The organism is Janthinobacterium sp. RA13, assembly GCF_000745325.1.
GTDB classification, from domain to species: domain Bacteria; phylum Pseudomonadota; class Gammaproteobacteria; order Burkholderiales; family Burkholderiaceae_D; genus Janthinobacterium; species Janthinobacterium rivuli.
Genome location: NZ_JQNP01000001.1, coordinates 5836417 through 5848741, shown reverse-complemented (window position 1 = coordinate 5848741; position 12325 = coordinate 5836417). Strand labels below are relative to the sequence as shown.

The window sequence follows — 12325 nt, the reverse complement described above, 5'->3', positions numbered from 1 at the left end:
AAAAAACTGTTCAACCCCATCAAGGAAAGGCTGCCGACATGGTAAGCAAACTGACCCGCTATGCAATCACCGTGCTGCTATTGGCAGCCGCCCTGTGGACAGGCAAGACCGTCTGGGACCGCTACATGGAGTCGCCGTGGACGCGCGACGGCCGCATCAAGGCCGACATCGTCAACATCAGCGCCGACGTGGCCGGCACCGTCACGGACGTGCTGGTGCGCGACAACCAGGTGGTGCAAAAGGGAGATATCCTGTTCGTCGTCGACAAGGAACGCTACGCCAGCGCGCTGGCGCAAGCCGACGCCGTGCTGGCCGCGCAAAAAACGGAACAGGGCCGCCGCGGCAAGGAAGCCCAGCGCCGCGCAGGCCTGGACGCCAGCATCATCTCGACGGAAAGCCGCGAAAGCGCCGCCTTTGCCGCCAGCTCGGCCTCGTCGCAAGTGCAGGCCGCCGTGGCCGCGCGCACGCTGGCGCAACTGAACCTCGAGCGCACCACCGTGCGCGCCCCCGTCAGCGGCTACGTGACGAACCTGAACGTGCACAAGGGCGACTTCGCCGCCGTCGGCGCGGCCAAGCTGGCCGTCATCGACAGCGCCTCGTACTACGTGGTCGGCTACTTCGAAGAGACCAAACTGGGCATGCTGGCGCAGGACGACAAGGCGGAAATGAACCTGATGAGCGGCGGCACCCTGCACGGCCACATCGAAAGCATCGCGCGCGGCATCACGGACCGCGACGCCGCCACGGGCCGCGAACTGCTGGCCGACGTCAACCCCACTTTCAACTGGGTGCGCCTGGCGCAGCGCGTGCCAGTGCGCATCCACATCGACGAGCAGCCGAAGGGACAATTGCTGGTGGCCGGCACCACGTGTACCGTGGTGATCACGCCGCATTCGGCAGCGGCGCCGAAGCCAGCAGCGACCGCGCACCCCGCATGAGCCGCGGCGGCGCCGGGCGCCTGGCGGAAATCGCCCTGTTCCTCGACGCCGCGGCGCTGGGCAGTTTTTCCGCGGCCGGCCGCAAGCACGGCCTGTCGCCGGCCGCCGCCAGCGCCGCCATCGCGCGCCTGGAAACGGCGCTGGGCGCCACCCTGTTCGAACGCACCACGCGCCAGCTGCGCCTGACGGATGAAGGTGTGCACTACCGCCGCTACAGCGAACAGGCGCTGGACTTGCTGGCGCAGGCCGAAGACGGTTTGCATGCGGGCGGCGGCGCCGTGCGCGGCCTGGTGCGCATCTCGGCGCCGTCCGACATCGGCCGCCAGCTGCTGCTGCCGATGCTCGACCGCTTTGCCGCGCTGCACCCGCAAGTGCGCCATGCGCTGACCCTGACGGACGCCACGGCCGACCTGGTGCAGGACGACGTCGACCTGGCCATCCGCTACGGTGAGCTGCCCGACAGCGACATGGTGGCGCGCCTGCTGCACCCGGGCCGGCGCGTCGTGTGCGTGGCGCCCGCGCTGGCCGCCAGGGTCGGCGTGCCGGCCGCGCCGCGTGACCTGGCGTCGCTGCCAACCCTCGTGCTCATGGCCGGCGACGGCGCGCCGCAGGAATGGCGCTACCGCGAAAACGGCAAGCGCCACGGCCTGCGCCTGCAAGGGGAATGGCACAGCAACGACGGTGAAATCATCCGCCGCTGGGCCGTGGCCGGCCATGGCTATGCCTACAAATCCCTGCTCGACATCAGCGACGACCTGCGCGCGGGGCGCCTGCAGACGGTGCTCGACGATTACTTTGCCGATAGCGTCCCCCTGAACCTGCTGTACCGGCGCAGCCGCTTCCAGGCGTCGCGCATCGCCCTGCTGGCCGAATTCCTGCTGCAGCAGTTCGCCGCGCTGCAAGTCTGACGGCCGCCCTTACTGCGCCAGCACGCCCAGCTGGCGCAGCAGGGTCAGATTATCTTCCAGGTGCCAGTTGTCGCTGATGCGCCCCAGCGCGTTCACGCGGTACAGGTCGAACGCATGGAAATCGATGGCTTGCCCCTGGCCGCGCAGCTCGCCCTGCGGCGTGGGGAAGACGCCGGTGAAATGGCCCGTGAAATGCAGGCGCAGGCTGACCCGGTCGCCGGCCACCAGCATCTCCTCGATGGCGATTTTCAAATCCGGCACGGCCGCATGGAACACTTGCGAGGCCTGCAGCGGGCCGGCCAAGCCCTGCGGCCGGCCGGCGGGCAAGGTACGGTCGGTGAAATCGTCAGCCAGCGCCAGCCGCGCCAGGGCCGGATCGCCGCTTTGCCAGAACGCGGCGTAGCGGCGCGCGGCCAGCGCCGTTGTATCCGTGGCGGTGGCGCCGGACAGGTGGGCCGGCATGGGCAAATCCATGGCGGCATGGGATGGCGCGGCGCCCAGCAGCGACAGGGCCAGGAGGGCGGGGGCAAAAACGGAGGCGGAAGCAGATACGGGCATGATGAATCCAGGTTGGTTGATCGGCGTGCACATGGCACACCGCCATTCTGGACTCGCTTGCCCTGCTTGATAATTGGCCCCGCGCTTGAATCAGTCGCTCGCGAGATTTGAAAATGAGTTGAAAATCAGCGCCCGCCCGCCACGTCGAGGATGCTGCCCGTCACATAGGTCGCGCCCGGTCCCAGCAGGTACAAAATGGCGTCGGCGATTTCTTCCGGCTGGCCGCCGCGCTGCATCGGCACGCCGGGTGCCAGGCGCGCCACCCTTCCCGGCTCGCCGCCGGAAGCGTGGATCTCCGTATGGATGATGCCGGGCCGCACGCCGTTGACGCGGATGCCTTCGGCCGCCACTTCCTTCGCCAGACCGAGGGTCAGGGTATCGACGGCGCCTTTCGAAGCCGCGTAATCGATGTATTCGTCCGGGGAGCCGATGCGCGCGGCCGCCGACGAGACGTTCACGATGCGCCCGCCCTGCCCGCCATGGGCCGTCGACATGCGCCGCACGGCCTGCTGGCAGCACAGGAAATAACTGATCACGTTGGTGCGCAGCACACGTTCCAGGCGCTGCGCGGACATGTCGGTCAGCCGGCATTTCTGCTCCAGCACGCCCACATTGTTGACCAGCGCCGTGAGTGTCCCCAGGCGCGCATCGATTTCGCCGAACAAGCGCGCCACGTGCGCTTCGTCGCTGACGTCGGCCTGCACGGCGATGGCCTCGCCCCCGTCGGCCACGATGCGCGCGCACAGCGCCTCGGCCGCCTGCGCATCGCGCACATAGTTAATGCACACGGCATAGCCCTGGCGCGCCGCCAGCAGCGCCGTCGCCGCACCGATGCCGCGGCTGCTACCGGTAATCAAGATCACTTCCTTCATTGCCCCTCCTGGCTGGTTGTGTCTTCATCATACGCGGACGAAAAAAAACCCGCGCGCGGCGGGTTTTCATGCAGACGCATTCAGTTTCGGAAGTGCGTCATGGCGTACGTCAGATGCTGCCACCAGTGTTCGCGCGACCGCACGGACGCCAGGCATTTCGCGTCGACCTCGTTCTTGAACGCGGGGTCCACGCACGCCTTGGTGACCAGCGCATTGCGCTGGTTTTCCACGCTGACGACGGCGATCGCCAGCCACGCCACGAGGGCGAAGGCCAGTACGCACAGGGTCCAGGGCAGCTGTTTCATGGCTTCTCCGCTTACTTCTTCGCCGGCGCCGGGGCGCGCTCTTTCAGCACGCGCGCCACCAGTTCATCCATCACGCGCAGGGTTGCCGTCTGGGTTTGCGGCTCGGACTGGCCAGGGCGCGACAGCTGCGCCGGCGATGTGACGAAGCGGCCATCGATGACGATGGTCGGCGCGCTGTCGATCTTGCTGGCGGTGATCAGCTGTTCGTTGCGTTTCAGCTTGGTCTGCACGCCGAAGGAATTGAACATGTCCAGGTATTTCGCCTTGTCGATGCCGTTCTTGACCAGCAGGTCGAGGATGGCGTCATCGCGGTTCAGGCGGTTGCGCTCGACGTGGATGGCGCGGAAGATCTTGTCGTGGAACTGGTCCAGCTGGCCCATCGCTTCCAGGGTGGCATAGGCGTGCGCCTGCGAGTCTTTCGGGCCGGTGGAAGCCAGGTGGACGCGGCGGAAGGCGATCTTGTCGCCCTGCTTCTTGACCCAGTCGTGCATCAGCGGATCGAGCGCGTAGCAATGCGGGCACGAATACATGAAGTACTCGACCACTTCCACCTTCTTGCCCGTGTCCGTACGCACTGGCGTCGTGAGCGTGGTAAAGCCGGTATCGGCCGCCATGGCGCCGCCGGTGGCCGCCACCAGGGTGACGGCGGCAAGCAGGGGACGCAAGAAACGCAGAAAACGCATAATAATCCTTCATCATAAAGTGGTCGTGAACGGGGCGAGATTACCACTTTTTGCGCCGGGCGATGAGGCCCGGGCGGAAAAAAGCCGTGTTTATCGCCCCGCTTTGCGCCCGCTTAAGCCGCATTTAAGCCCCGCTGCGCCTGCGCCTCAAAAATGGTAGCGCGCCGATACGCGCAGCTGGCGCGCGTCGTTGAGGTAAATGCTGGAACGGCAGCCCGGCGCATCGCCGTAATGGCGGCGGTTGGCCAGGTTGCTGCCGGCCAGTTCCAGCTCCCAGGCGCCCAGCTTGCGCGCATAGCGCCCGTCCACGGTGGCAAACGCGGGCACTTGCGCCAGGCAGCTGCCGGCGAAATCGGGGCCATAGCGCAGCGCGCGCAGCCACTGCACGCCCACATCTGCACTGGCGCCGCCCTGCCCCGTCCAGTACAGGCGCAGGCTGGCCAGGGTCTTGGGCACGAGGGCGATATCCGGGCCGTCATAGGCGTAATCGTCATAGCGCGCATGCACTTGCCGCAGTTGCCCGTCGAGGCGCCAGTCGCGCGCCAGCGCCATGCTGGCCTCGATGGCGATGCCGTCGCGGCGCGAGGGGTCGAGGTTGCCCGCAAAGCCCAGCTGGCCCAGGTTCTGGTCGAAGACGATCTGGTTGCTCAGGCGCTCGCTGAAGACGCGCACGGAAGCGCTGCGCGCCGCGTCGCCGACGGTGGCGCCCACTTCCATGTCGCGCCGCAGCTGGCCCGCCAGGGGGCGGTAGCCGGCGCGGGTATAGCCGTCGTCGTCGATGCGGTAGCTGCGCGCGGCCTTGGCGTACACGCTCAGTTGCGGACGCAATTGCAGGCTGCCCTGCACGTCCCAGGCATTCTGGTTTTCCCAGTCGCTGCCGCCGGCGGGCAGGTCGGCCGGATCGAGCTGGAACTGTTCATGCCGCAGTCCCAGCAGCAGGCGCGGCGCATACGGGCCGCCGAAGGCCAGCTCCTCGCGCAGCAGCAGCGCGCGCGAAGTCTGGCGCCGGCGCGCATCGCCATCGCGGCCCGAGCGCCGCTGCCACTGCATCAGATCCAGCCCCACTTCCGTATCCGTGCCCACGCCGCCCACCTTGCCGTAATGGCGCAGGCGCGGCGCCAGCTGGCGGCGACGGCTGCTGTAGGTCGATTCGCTGCTACCGTCCTCGCCCGCATAGTGGGCCGTGGCGCGTTTTTCCCGCTGCGACAGTTCCACGCCCAGCTCGAACTTGCCCACATAGCGCTGCACGAAAGCGCTGGCGCGCCGCACCTCATAGCGGTACAGGTCTTCGGGACGGGCCGCCAGCAAGGCGAGGAACGGCGCCTCGGGCGCGGGATAGCGGGTGTCCTGGTTCAGCTGGTCGGCGCTGAAGCCGAAGCGGCCCTGGCGCACCTTCCATTCCGCGCCGCCGGTGAAGCCGCGCTGGTGAAACACGCTGCCATCGCGGTAATTGCCGTTGCGCAGAGCGTCGACGGCCGCATCGAGCGTCATGCCGCCCTGCTCGCGCGACAGGGCGCCGCGCACGCTGTGCTGGCCGCCCTGCCCCAGTTCGGCGGACACGTCGCCATGCGTGACGCCGGCCGCGCCGGCATCCACGCCAGCCACACCTTCCTGCGCGCACGCCGGCATGGCCAGGGCGCACAGCAGCATGGCGCGCGTGGCGATGGTCAGGACGGGAGGGGCAGGCATCATGGCGGCAGGCTTGAGGCGTCACCGCGGCGCGGGTGCGCGCAGGCGGAACGGAGGGATGGCAAAAGCGAATCATTATACGCACGGCGCGCGGCGCCGCAAGCGCCAGCCCGGTGGTACTTTCCTTATGCCAATATTTTATTGGTGATTTGGCATTTTTGTAGGTATATTAAGCTGCGCCCGGCGATCCTGGGCGCAGCCGACTGCATTTAAAAATCAACAATAAGAAGTCACTGTGGGAGTCACGCATGGAAAGTCGTAGCACAACGCGCCAGGGGCCGCCAAGTCCCCGCGGCACGCGCCGCAGCATTGGTTTTTTCCCCATCTCGGGCAAGCTCAAAGCCCTCTCCATCGCCGCCCTGCTGCTGGCCGGCCTTGCCCTGCAGGCCGACCTGTTCGCGCAGCCGGGCCAAGGCAAGCCGGCCAGCGCGCCCTTGCCGCTGGCGCCATCGGCCGACGGCATCGCCCTGGCGTCGCCGCACGCGTCGGCCGTCAGCACGCCCAGCGCCAGCAACGCCTGGGGCGGCGCACGCACGGGCGCGCAAGCGACCCTGTCGGACCGCGTGGTCGACTACCAGATCGAAGCGACGCTCGATCCCGTCAAGCACACCATCGACGGCCAGCAGAAACTGCGCTGGCGCAACCGCAGCGCGCAAGCCGTCAGCAGCGTCTACCTGCACCTGTACCTGAACGCCTTCGAAGGCGAACATTCGACCTTCTTTACCGAGAAGCGCAAGCTCGACACGGGCTTCCGCTCGGGCGTTGACACGCGCGACGGCGAGTGGGGTTACATCGAACTGCGCAGCATGACGCAGAACGGCGCCAGGGCGCCCTGGCATTTCGTCCAGCCCGACAACGGCCCGGCCACCGACCGCACCGTCGTGCGCGTCGACTTGCCGCAGGCCGTCGCGCCGGGCGCCGAGACGACGCTCGACATCCGCTTCTTCGACCAGTTGCCGCGCGTCATCGCGCGCACCGGCTATTTCGGCAGCTTCCACCTGGTGGGCCAGTGGTTCCCGAAGATCGCCGTACTGGAACTGCCCGGCGAACGGGGCGCCACCGCGCCGCGCTGGAATGCGCATGAATTCCACCTCAATTCGGAGTTCTACGCCGATTTCGGCCACTACGACGTGAAGCTGACCGTGCCCAAGGAGTACACGGTGGGCGCCACGGGCGAGCTGCAAGGCGCACCGCAGGAAAAGAACGGCATGCTCACGCATCACTATGTGCAGGGCGACGTGCACGATTTCGCCTGGACGGCCGACAAGCACAGCGCGCAGCCGCTGACGGGCAGCTGGAGCGGCCCTGGCAGCCCGCCGGTAGCCATCAAGGTGTTGTACCCGCCAGAATACGCGTCGAACGCGGCGCCCGCGCTGCAGGCGGCCAAGGATTCGCTCACGTATTTCTCGCGCACCCTGGGTCCGTATCCGTACAAGACGCTGACGGTGGTGATTCCGCCGTTTAACGCGGCCGAAGCGGGCGGCATGGAGTACCCGACCTTCATCACGGCGTCGAGCTACGCCAACCTGCAGCCGAAGACCATCCCCGAATTCGGCCTCGATTTCGTCACCATCCATGAATTCGGCCATGGCTATTTCTACGGCATCCTGGCATCGAACGAATTCGAGGAACCGATCCTCGACGAAGGCTTGAACGAGTACTGGGACCAGCGCATGCTGCGCGCGCGCGACCAGCACATCCACGCCACCACGCCCCTGCTCAAGCGCCTGGGCTTCGATCCCGTCTTCAAGGTCTTCGAATTCGAGCGCATGGCCGCGCCGCGCCAGGATGCGGCCGACCCGCTGGGACAGAACGCGTGGGACCGCCTGCAGGGCGTGGGCCCCGTCTACAGCCGCACGGCCATCACCATGCGCGACCTGGAAGCGCGCATCGGCAGCGAGGCCATGGAACGGGGCTTCAAGGCTTATTACGAACAGTGGAAATTCCGCCACCCGAGCGTGGCCGACCTGCGTGAAACGCTGGCCGAGGCGACGGGCCAGCGCCGCATCGTGGAACAGGTCTTCGCGCAGCAAGTGTATGCCAGCGCGAACATCGACGACCGTATCGGCACCTTCACCAGCGAAGAGCAGACGCCGCTGGCCGGCACGGCGCTGGTGAACGGCAAACGCGTGGAACATACGGCCGAAGCGCTGGAAAAAGAGGAGAAAAAGGTACGCGAGGCGTGGGACAAGGCGCATCCGGACGCCAAGCCCGGCACGGGACCGTATCCGTATCTCACCAGCGTGGTCCTGCGCCGCCGCGGCGCGCCCGTGCCGCAGGTGCTGCTGGTGAAGTTCGCCGACGGCAGCTCCGAACGCGTGGTGTGGGACAACGAGCAGCTGTGGCAGCGCTACACCTGGAGCAAGCCCGTGAAGGCCGTCTCGGCCGAACTGGACCCGGACCGCGTGCACTACCTCGACGTCAACAAGCTCGATGACAGCCGCACCCTGAAAGCCGACAAATCCGCCGCGCGGCGCTGGAGCTTCGACCTTGCCGCCGCCTTCCAATACCTCCTTTCCCTGATTGCCATCGTATGAGCGCCACTTCCACGACACGGGCCAGCGGCCTGACCCTGACCACGCGCGCCAGCCGTGCCGCCCTGCAATGGCGCTTGCTGCTGCTGTGGGCCGGCCTGCTGCTGGTCCCCGCCATCCTTGCCGTCATTCCCCTTTGGCGCACCTTGAGCGCCAGCCTCGATAACGCCGTGCATACGGCGGCCCTGGCGCACAAGCTCGACCTGATGACACTGGCCGACCTGGTAGCCAATGCGGGGCGCAACGGCGCCGCCATCAGCCAGGCGGCCATCACCGGCATCGTGCTGGCCCTGCTGCTGTCGCCGCTGCTGAGCGGCCTGGTGGTGACGGCCGCGCGCGCGCCGGCGCCACTCGGTTTCGGCCCCCTGCTGACGGGCGCCTTCAGCGAATACGGCCGCATGCTGCGCATGCTGCTGTGGAGCATCGTGCCGCTGGGCCTGGCGCTGACGATCGGCGCCGGCGCGCTGAAACTGGCCGACAAGCACGCGGCGAAAGCCATCCTGGAAGCCGACGCCGACCTGGCGCGCCACCTGGCCTTGCTGTTCGCGGGTGTGCTGTTCCTGCTGGCCTGCGCCACGCTCGACGCGGGCCGCGCGGCGCTGGCCGTCGACCGCCGCCGCACCTCGGCCGTCAAGGCCTGGTGGCGGGGCCTCGGCATGCTGCGCCGGCGTCCGCTGGCCAGCCTGGCCATCTACCTCGTCATTACCTTGCTGGGACTGGCGCTGTACGCGCTGCTGGGCGTGGCGCGCCTGAACCTGGCCGCGCCCGGTCCGCTGGCCATCGTGGCCGGCCTGCTGGTGACGCAGCTGGCGGCGCTGGTGCTGGCGTGGATGCGCAGCGCGCGCCTGTTCGCGCTGATCGACGTCAAGCGCTCGCTCGCGTAATCAAGTCCCCAGGCGCCCTTCATCGGCGAGAAAGTCGATGAAGGTGCGCACTTTCGAAGACAGGTAGCGGCGGCTCGTGTAGACGGCGTACACCTTGCCGCCCGCCAACTTGAAATCGTCGAAAAGGCGCACCAGCCGCCCCGCCGCCAGATCCGCATCCGTCTGCCACGACGGCAGCAGCGCGATGCCCATGCCGTCGAGCGCGGCCGCGTGCAGCAGGCTTTCGTTATTGCATTGCAGGACGGGCGAAAACTTTACTGTCTCGCGCCCCTGCGCCCCGTCGAAATCCAGTTCATTACCGTTTGCCAGCAAGGAATAGCTGATCATGGCGTGTTGCGCCAGGTCTTGCGGCAGCTGCGGGTGGCCCGCGCGCGCCAGGTAGGCGGGTGCGGCCACCAGGTGAAAGGCGATGCTGCCGATGGGCCGCGCGATCAGGGTTGGCGACGGCGCCTGGCTGACGCGCAGGGCCAGGTCGAAACCCTCTTCCACCAGGTTGACGACTCTTCCGCTGAGGTCGATGTCGAACGTCACTTCCGGGAAGCGTTCGCGGTAGGCGGCCAGGATGCGCGTGAAGATGGCGTTGGCGAACCAGACGGGCGCGCTCAGGCGCAGCATGCCGCGCGGCACCACCGTTGTGCGGCCGACCGTCGCTTCCACCTCGTCGAGATTGTCGAGCATGTCGCGGCACTGTTCAAAATACACCTTGCCGATTTCCGTCAGACTCAGGTGGCGGCTGCTGCGGTTCAGCAAGCGCGCGCCCAGGTGGCGTTCCAGGTGCATCACGTGCTTGCTGACCATGGCTGGCGACAGATCCAGGCGCTCGCTGGCGCGCACGAAACTGTCCAGTTCCACCACGGCCCGAAACACGCGCATGCTGCGCAAGGTATCCATGACGATCCGATCATCAACAAAATGGAAATGATATATCAATAATTGCGATCTTGATCAACTGACTGCGCATGACTATCATGGTTCATCGTTAGCCATTCCTTCTGGAGCCGCCATGCAAGAGCACACCTTCCCCACTTACTTCCTGTCGCACGGCGGCGGCCCATGGCCGTTCATGAAAGACCAGTTCGGCGGCCGCTACGACGTGCTGGAAGCGTCCTTGCAGGATATCCCGCGCCAGGTCGGCGCGCGGCCGAAAGCCGCGCTGGTCGTCACGGCGCACTGGGAAGGGCCGCAATTTCTCGTCTCGGCCAGTCCCCGGCCAGGCATGATCTACGACTATTCGGGCTTTCCGCCGCACACCTATCAAATCCAGTACCCGGCGCCCGGCGCGCCGGAACTGGCGGCGCAGGTCAAACAATTGCTCGACGCGGCTGGCCATCCGTCGCGCCTCGACCACGAGCGCGGTTTCGACCATGGCACCTTCAGCGCCCTGTTCCCGATCTACCCGCAGGCCGACATGCCGCTGGTACAGCTGTCGCTGAAACACGGCTACGACCCGCTGACGCACATCGAGGTGGGCCGCGCGCTGGCCAGCCTGCGCCGCCAGGGCGTGCTGATACTGGGCAGCGGCCTCAGTTATCACAACCTGCGCCAGTTCGGCCAGGCGGGCGCCGTCGCCTCGCACCAGTTCGACGCCTGGCTGCGTCAGGCGATGGCCTTGCCGCCGGAACAAAGATTGGAGCAATTGCTGGCCTGGGACAGGGCACCCGGCGCGCGCCAGGCCCATCCGCAGGAAGACCATTTGCTGCCGCTGATGGTGGCGCTGGGTGCGGCCGAGCAGGAAGCGGCGCAGGTGGTGTATCACGAGGAGGATTTTTTTGGAGCGCTGGCGGTGACGAGTTTTAGGTTTGGCCAGGCAGCAACATAAACCCGCACTGCGAAAATGCCGGGGTCGGACGGGGACGCCGAGTCCCTGAGGGTCCGACCCCAGTCGTCGCTATTGGGTTAAACAAAGCCGCTAACAAGCGGCTTTTAGTTCATTACGTCCCGCGCTTGCCGCGCGCCGCATTCTTCGCCTTCTCGGCAGCAATCTCCGCTGCCTTGGCCGCTTTTTCCGCCATCTCGGCCGCGTGCTGGGCCAGCAGGGCCGCGCGCGTGTCCGGCGTTTCCAGAGAGATACGTCCGAGGATGCCGCTGCGGTAATCGAGCAGCAAGGTGTGCGACGCTTTCTCGAAATCGTAGTCGCCGCCCTTGATGCGGAAGCCGCGCTTGGCGGCGATGCCTTCGACCACGCCGATGGCGTCGACTTCATCGACCTTGGTGCCGTAGCGGGTTGCCAGCAAGTCCGGGTAGCGCTTGAGCAATTCCTCGGCCAGGAACACGGCCACTTCCTCTTCGATCAGCGCGTTCGAGCCGATGGCGTGGCTGGCCGCCAGCATCAGGCCGTCGCTGGGAATGGCGATCTTCGGCCACAGCATGCCGGGCGTGTCGACGAGGATGGTGTTCTTGTCCAGGTACAGCTTTTGCTGCATCTTTGTAACAGCCGGCTCGTCGCCCACCTTGGCCACGCGCTTTTTCAGCAGCGCGTTCATCAGGGTCGACTTGCCCACGTTGGGGATGCCCATGATCATGATGCGCAGCGGCTTCGTCGGCACGCCGCGGTGCGGCGCCAGCGATTTGGCCAGATCCGGAATGCGCGCCACGTCGCCCGGCTTCTTGGTCGTCATCGCGTACGCGGTCACGCCTTCCTGGGCATTGAAATACGCCACCCAGGCGGCTGTGGCGGCAGGGTCGGCCAGGTCGGTCTTGTTGAGGATTTTCAGGCAAGGGCGCTGGCGGAACAGGCGCAGCTCGTCCACCATGGGATTGCAGCTGGCTGCCGGCAGGCGCGCGTCCACCACTTCAATCACCAGATCGGTGTTTTCCATGGTCTCGGCCGCTTTCTTGCGGGCCGCGTTCATGTGTCCTGGGTACCATTGTATCGCCATGCTCTTGCTTTCAAAATCGTTCGGTCAATCCGCTATTTTACGTGGTTGCCGCCACGACGTCCCATTTTCCGCCGC

The 12325-nt window shown here is 66.6% G+C and carries 12 protein-coding genes; 5 read left to right on the top strand and 7 right to left on the bottom strand.

Features of this window, described 5'->3' with window-relative positions:
* The first annotated feature begins 38 nt into the window (after positions 1 to 38).
* Together FG13_RS25970 and FG13_RS25965 are read left to right on the top strand one after the other, a co-directional pair.
* Entirely contained in the window at positions 39 to 938 is a 900-nt protein-coding gene (locus FG13_RS25970) for an efflux RND transporter periplasmic adaptor subunit (RefSeq protein ID WP_035825709.1), read from the top strand.
* On the top strand, positions 935 to 1846 hold the full coding sequence (locus FG13_RS25965; RefSeq protein WP_035825707.1) for a LysR substrate-binding domain-containing protein: 912 nt from the start codon (positions 935 to 937) through the stop codon (positions 1844 to 1846). The genes FG13_RS25970 and FG13_RS25965 overlap by 4 nt, the downstream gene beginning before the upstream one ends.
* A 9-nt stretch (positions 1847 to 1855) precedes the next feature.
* On the opposite strand, the gene FG13_RS25960 is transcribed toward FG13_RS25965, so the two are convergent.
* The 5 genes from FG13_RS25960 to FG13_RS25940 all read right to left on the bottom strand — a co-directional run bounded on the left by FG13_RS25960 (position 1856) and on the right by FG13_RS25940 (position 5956).
* Positions 1856 to 2404 carry an ester cyclase gene (locus FG13_RS25960; protein ID WP_035828766.1) on the bottom strand — a complete coding sequence of 183 codons (549 nt, stop codon included), beginning with the start codon at positions 2402 to 2404 and terminating at the stop codon, positions 1856 to 1858.
* 125 nt (positions 2405 to 2529) lie between these two features.
* Positions 2530 to 3276: an SDR family oxidoreductase gene (locus tag FG13_RS25955; protein WP_035825705.1), complete on the bottom strand. Its 747-nt coding sequence runs from the start codon at positions 3274 to 3276 to the stop codon at positions 2530 to 2532.
* An 80-nt stretch (positions 3277 to 3356) separates the two neighbouring features.
* Positions 3357 to 3581: a hypothetical protein gene (locus FG13_RS25950; protein WP_035825702.1), complete on the bottom strand. Its 225-nt coding sequence runs from the start codon at positions 3579 to 3581 to the stop codon at positions 3357 to 3359.
* A gap of 11 nt (positions 3582 to 3592) precedes the next feature.
* The gene (locus tag FG13_RS25945; RefSeq protein ID WP_035825700.1) at positions 3593 to 4264 is read right to left on the bottom strand and encodes a thiol:disulfide interchange protein DsbA/DsbL; all 672 of its coding nucleotides are present in this window, start codon (positions 4262 to 4264) and stop codon (positions 3593 to 3595) included.
* Between the two features lie 147 nt (positions 4265 to 4411).
* On the bottom strand, positions 4412 to 5956 hold the full coding sequence (locus FG13_RS25940) for a TonB-dependent receptor domain-containing protein (RefSeq protein ID WP_051959465.1): 1545 nt from the start codon (positions 5954 to 5956) through the stop codon (positions 4412 to 4414).
* Positions 5957 to 6201: 245 nt separating this feature from the next.
* Here FG13_RS25940 and FG13_RS25935 point away from each other — a divergent pair, with 245 nt between their 5' ends.
* Entirely contained in the window at positions 6202 to 8490 is a 2289-nt protein-coding gene (locus tag FG13_RS25935; protein WP_200880316.1) for a M1 family metallopeptidase, read from the top strand.
* Positions 8487 to 9371, top strand: a complete 885-nt coding sequence (locus tag FG13_RS25930) for a hypothetical protein (protein WP_035825698.1) — start codon at positions 8487 to 8489, stop codon at positions 9369 to 9371. The genes FG13_RS25935 and FG13_RS25930 overlap by 4 nt, the downstream gene beginning before the upstream one ends.
* On the opposite strand, the gene FG13_RS25925 is transcribed toward FG13_RS25930, so the two are convergent.
* The gene (locus FG13_RS25925) at positions 9372 to 10262 is read right to left on the bottom strand and encodes a LysR family transcriptional regulator (protein ID WP_035825697.1); all 891 of its coding nucleotides are present in this window, start codon (positions 10260 to 10262) and stop codon (positions 9372 to 9374) included.
* 112 nt (positions 10263 to 10374) lie between these two features.
* On the opposite strand from FG13_RS25925, the gene FG13_RS25920 reads away from it, so the two are divergent.
* Positions 10375 to 11190 (top strand): DODA-type extradiol aromatic ring-opening family dioxygenase, encoded by an 816-nt coding sequence (locus FG13_RS25920; protein WP_035825696.1) that lies wholly within the window; start codon positions 10375 to 10377, stop codon positions 11188 to 11190.
* A 112-nt stretch (positions 11191 to 11302) separates the two neighbouring features.
* On the opposite strand, the gene ylqF is transcribed toward FG13_RS25920, so the two are convergent.
* Positions 11303 to 12223, bottom strand: a complete 921-nt coding sequence (gene ylqF, locus FG13_RS25915; RefSeq protein ID WP_035825692.1) for a ribosome biogenesis GTPase YlqF — start codon at positions 12221 to 12223, stop codon at positions 11303 to 11305.
* Between the last annotated feature and the right edge of the window lie 102 nt (positions 12224 to 12325).

Coding starts and splice junctions, on each gene's coding strand:
- FG13_RS25945 (WP_035825700.1), bottom strand. CDS start 4,264: ATGCGTTTTCTGCGTTTCTTGCGTCCCCTGCTTGCCGCCGTCACCCTG.
- FG13_RS25935 (WP_200880316.1), top strand. CDS start 6,202: ATGGAAAGTCGTAGCACAACGCGCCAGGGGCCGCCAAGTCCCCGCGGC.
- FG13_RS25925 (WP_035825697.1), bottom strand. CDS start 10,262: ATGGATACCTTGCGCAGCATGCGCGTGTTTCGGGCCGTGGTGGAACTG.
- FG13_RS25950 (WP_035825702.1), bottom strand. CDS start 3,581: ATGAAACAGCTGCCCTGGACCCTGTGCGTACTGGCCTTCGCCCTCGTG.
- FG13_RS25955 (WP_035825705.1), bottom strand. CDS start 3,276: ATGAAGGAAGTGATCTTGATTACCGGTAGCAGCCGCGGCATCGGTGCG.
- FG13_RS25930 (WP_035825698.1), top strand. CDS start 8,487: ATGAGCGCCACTTCCACGACACGGGCCAGCGGCCTGACCCTGACCACG.
- FG13_RS25960 (WP_035828766.1), bottom strand. CDS start 2,404: ATGCCCGTATCTGCTTCCGCCTCCGTTTTTGCCCCCGCCCTCCTGGCC.
- FG13_RS25920 (WP_035825696.1), top strand. CDS start 10,375: ATGCAAGAGCACACCTTCCCCACTTACTTCCTGTCGCACGGCGGCGGC.
- FG13_RS25940 (WP_051959465.1), bottom strand. CDS start 5,956: ATGATGCCTGCCCCTCCCGTCCTGACCATCGCCACGCGCGCCATGCTG.
- FG13_RS25965 (WP_035825707.1), top strand. CDS start 935: ATGAGCCGCGGCGGCGCCGGGCGCCTGGCGGAAATCGCCCTGTTCCTC.
- ylqF (WP_035825692.1), bottom strand. CDS start 12,223: ATGAACGCGGCCCGCAAGAAAGCGGCCGAGACCATGGAAAACACCGAT.
- FG13_RS25970 (WP_035825709.1), top strand. CDS start 39: ATGGTAAGCAAACTGACCCGCTATGCAATCACCGTGCTGCTATTGGCA.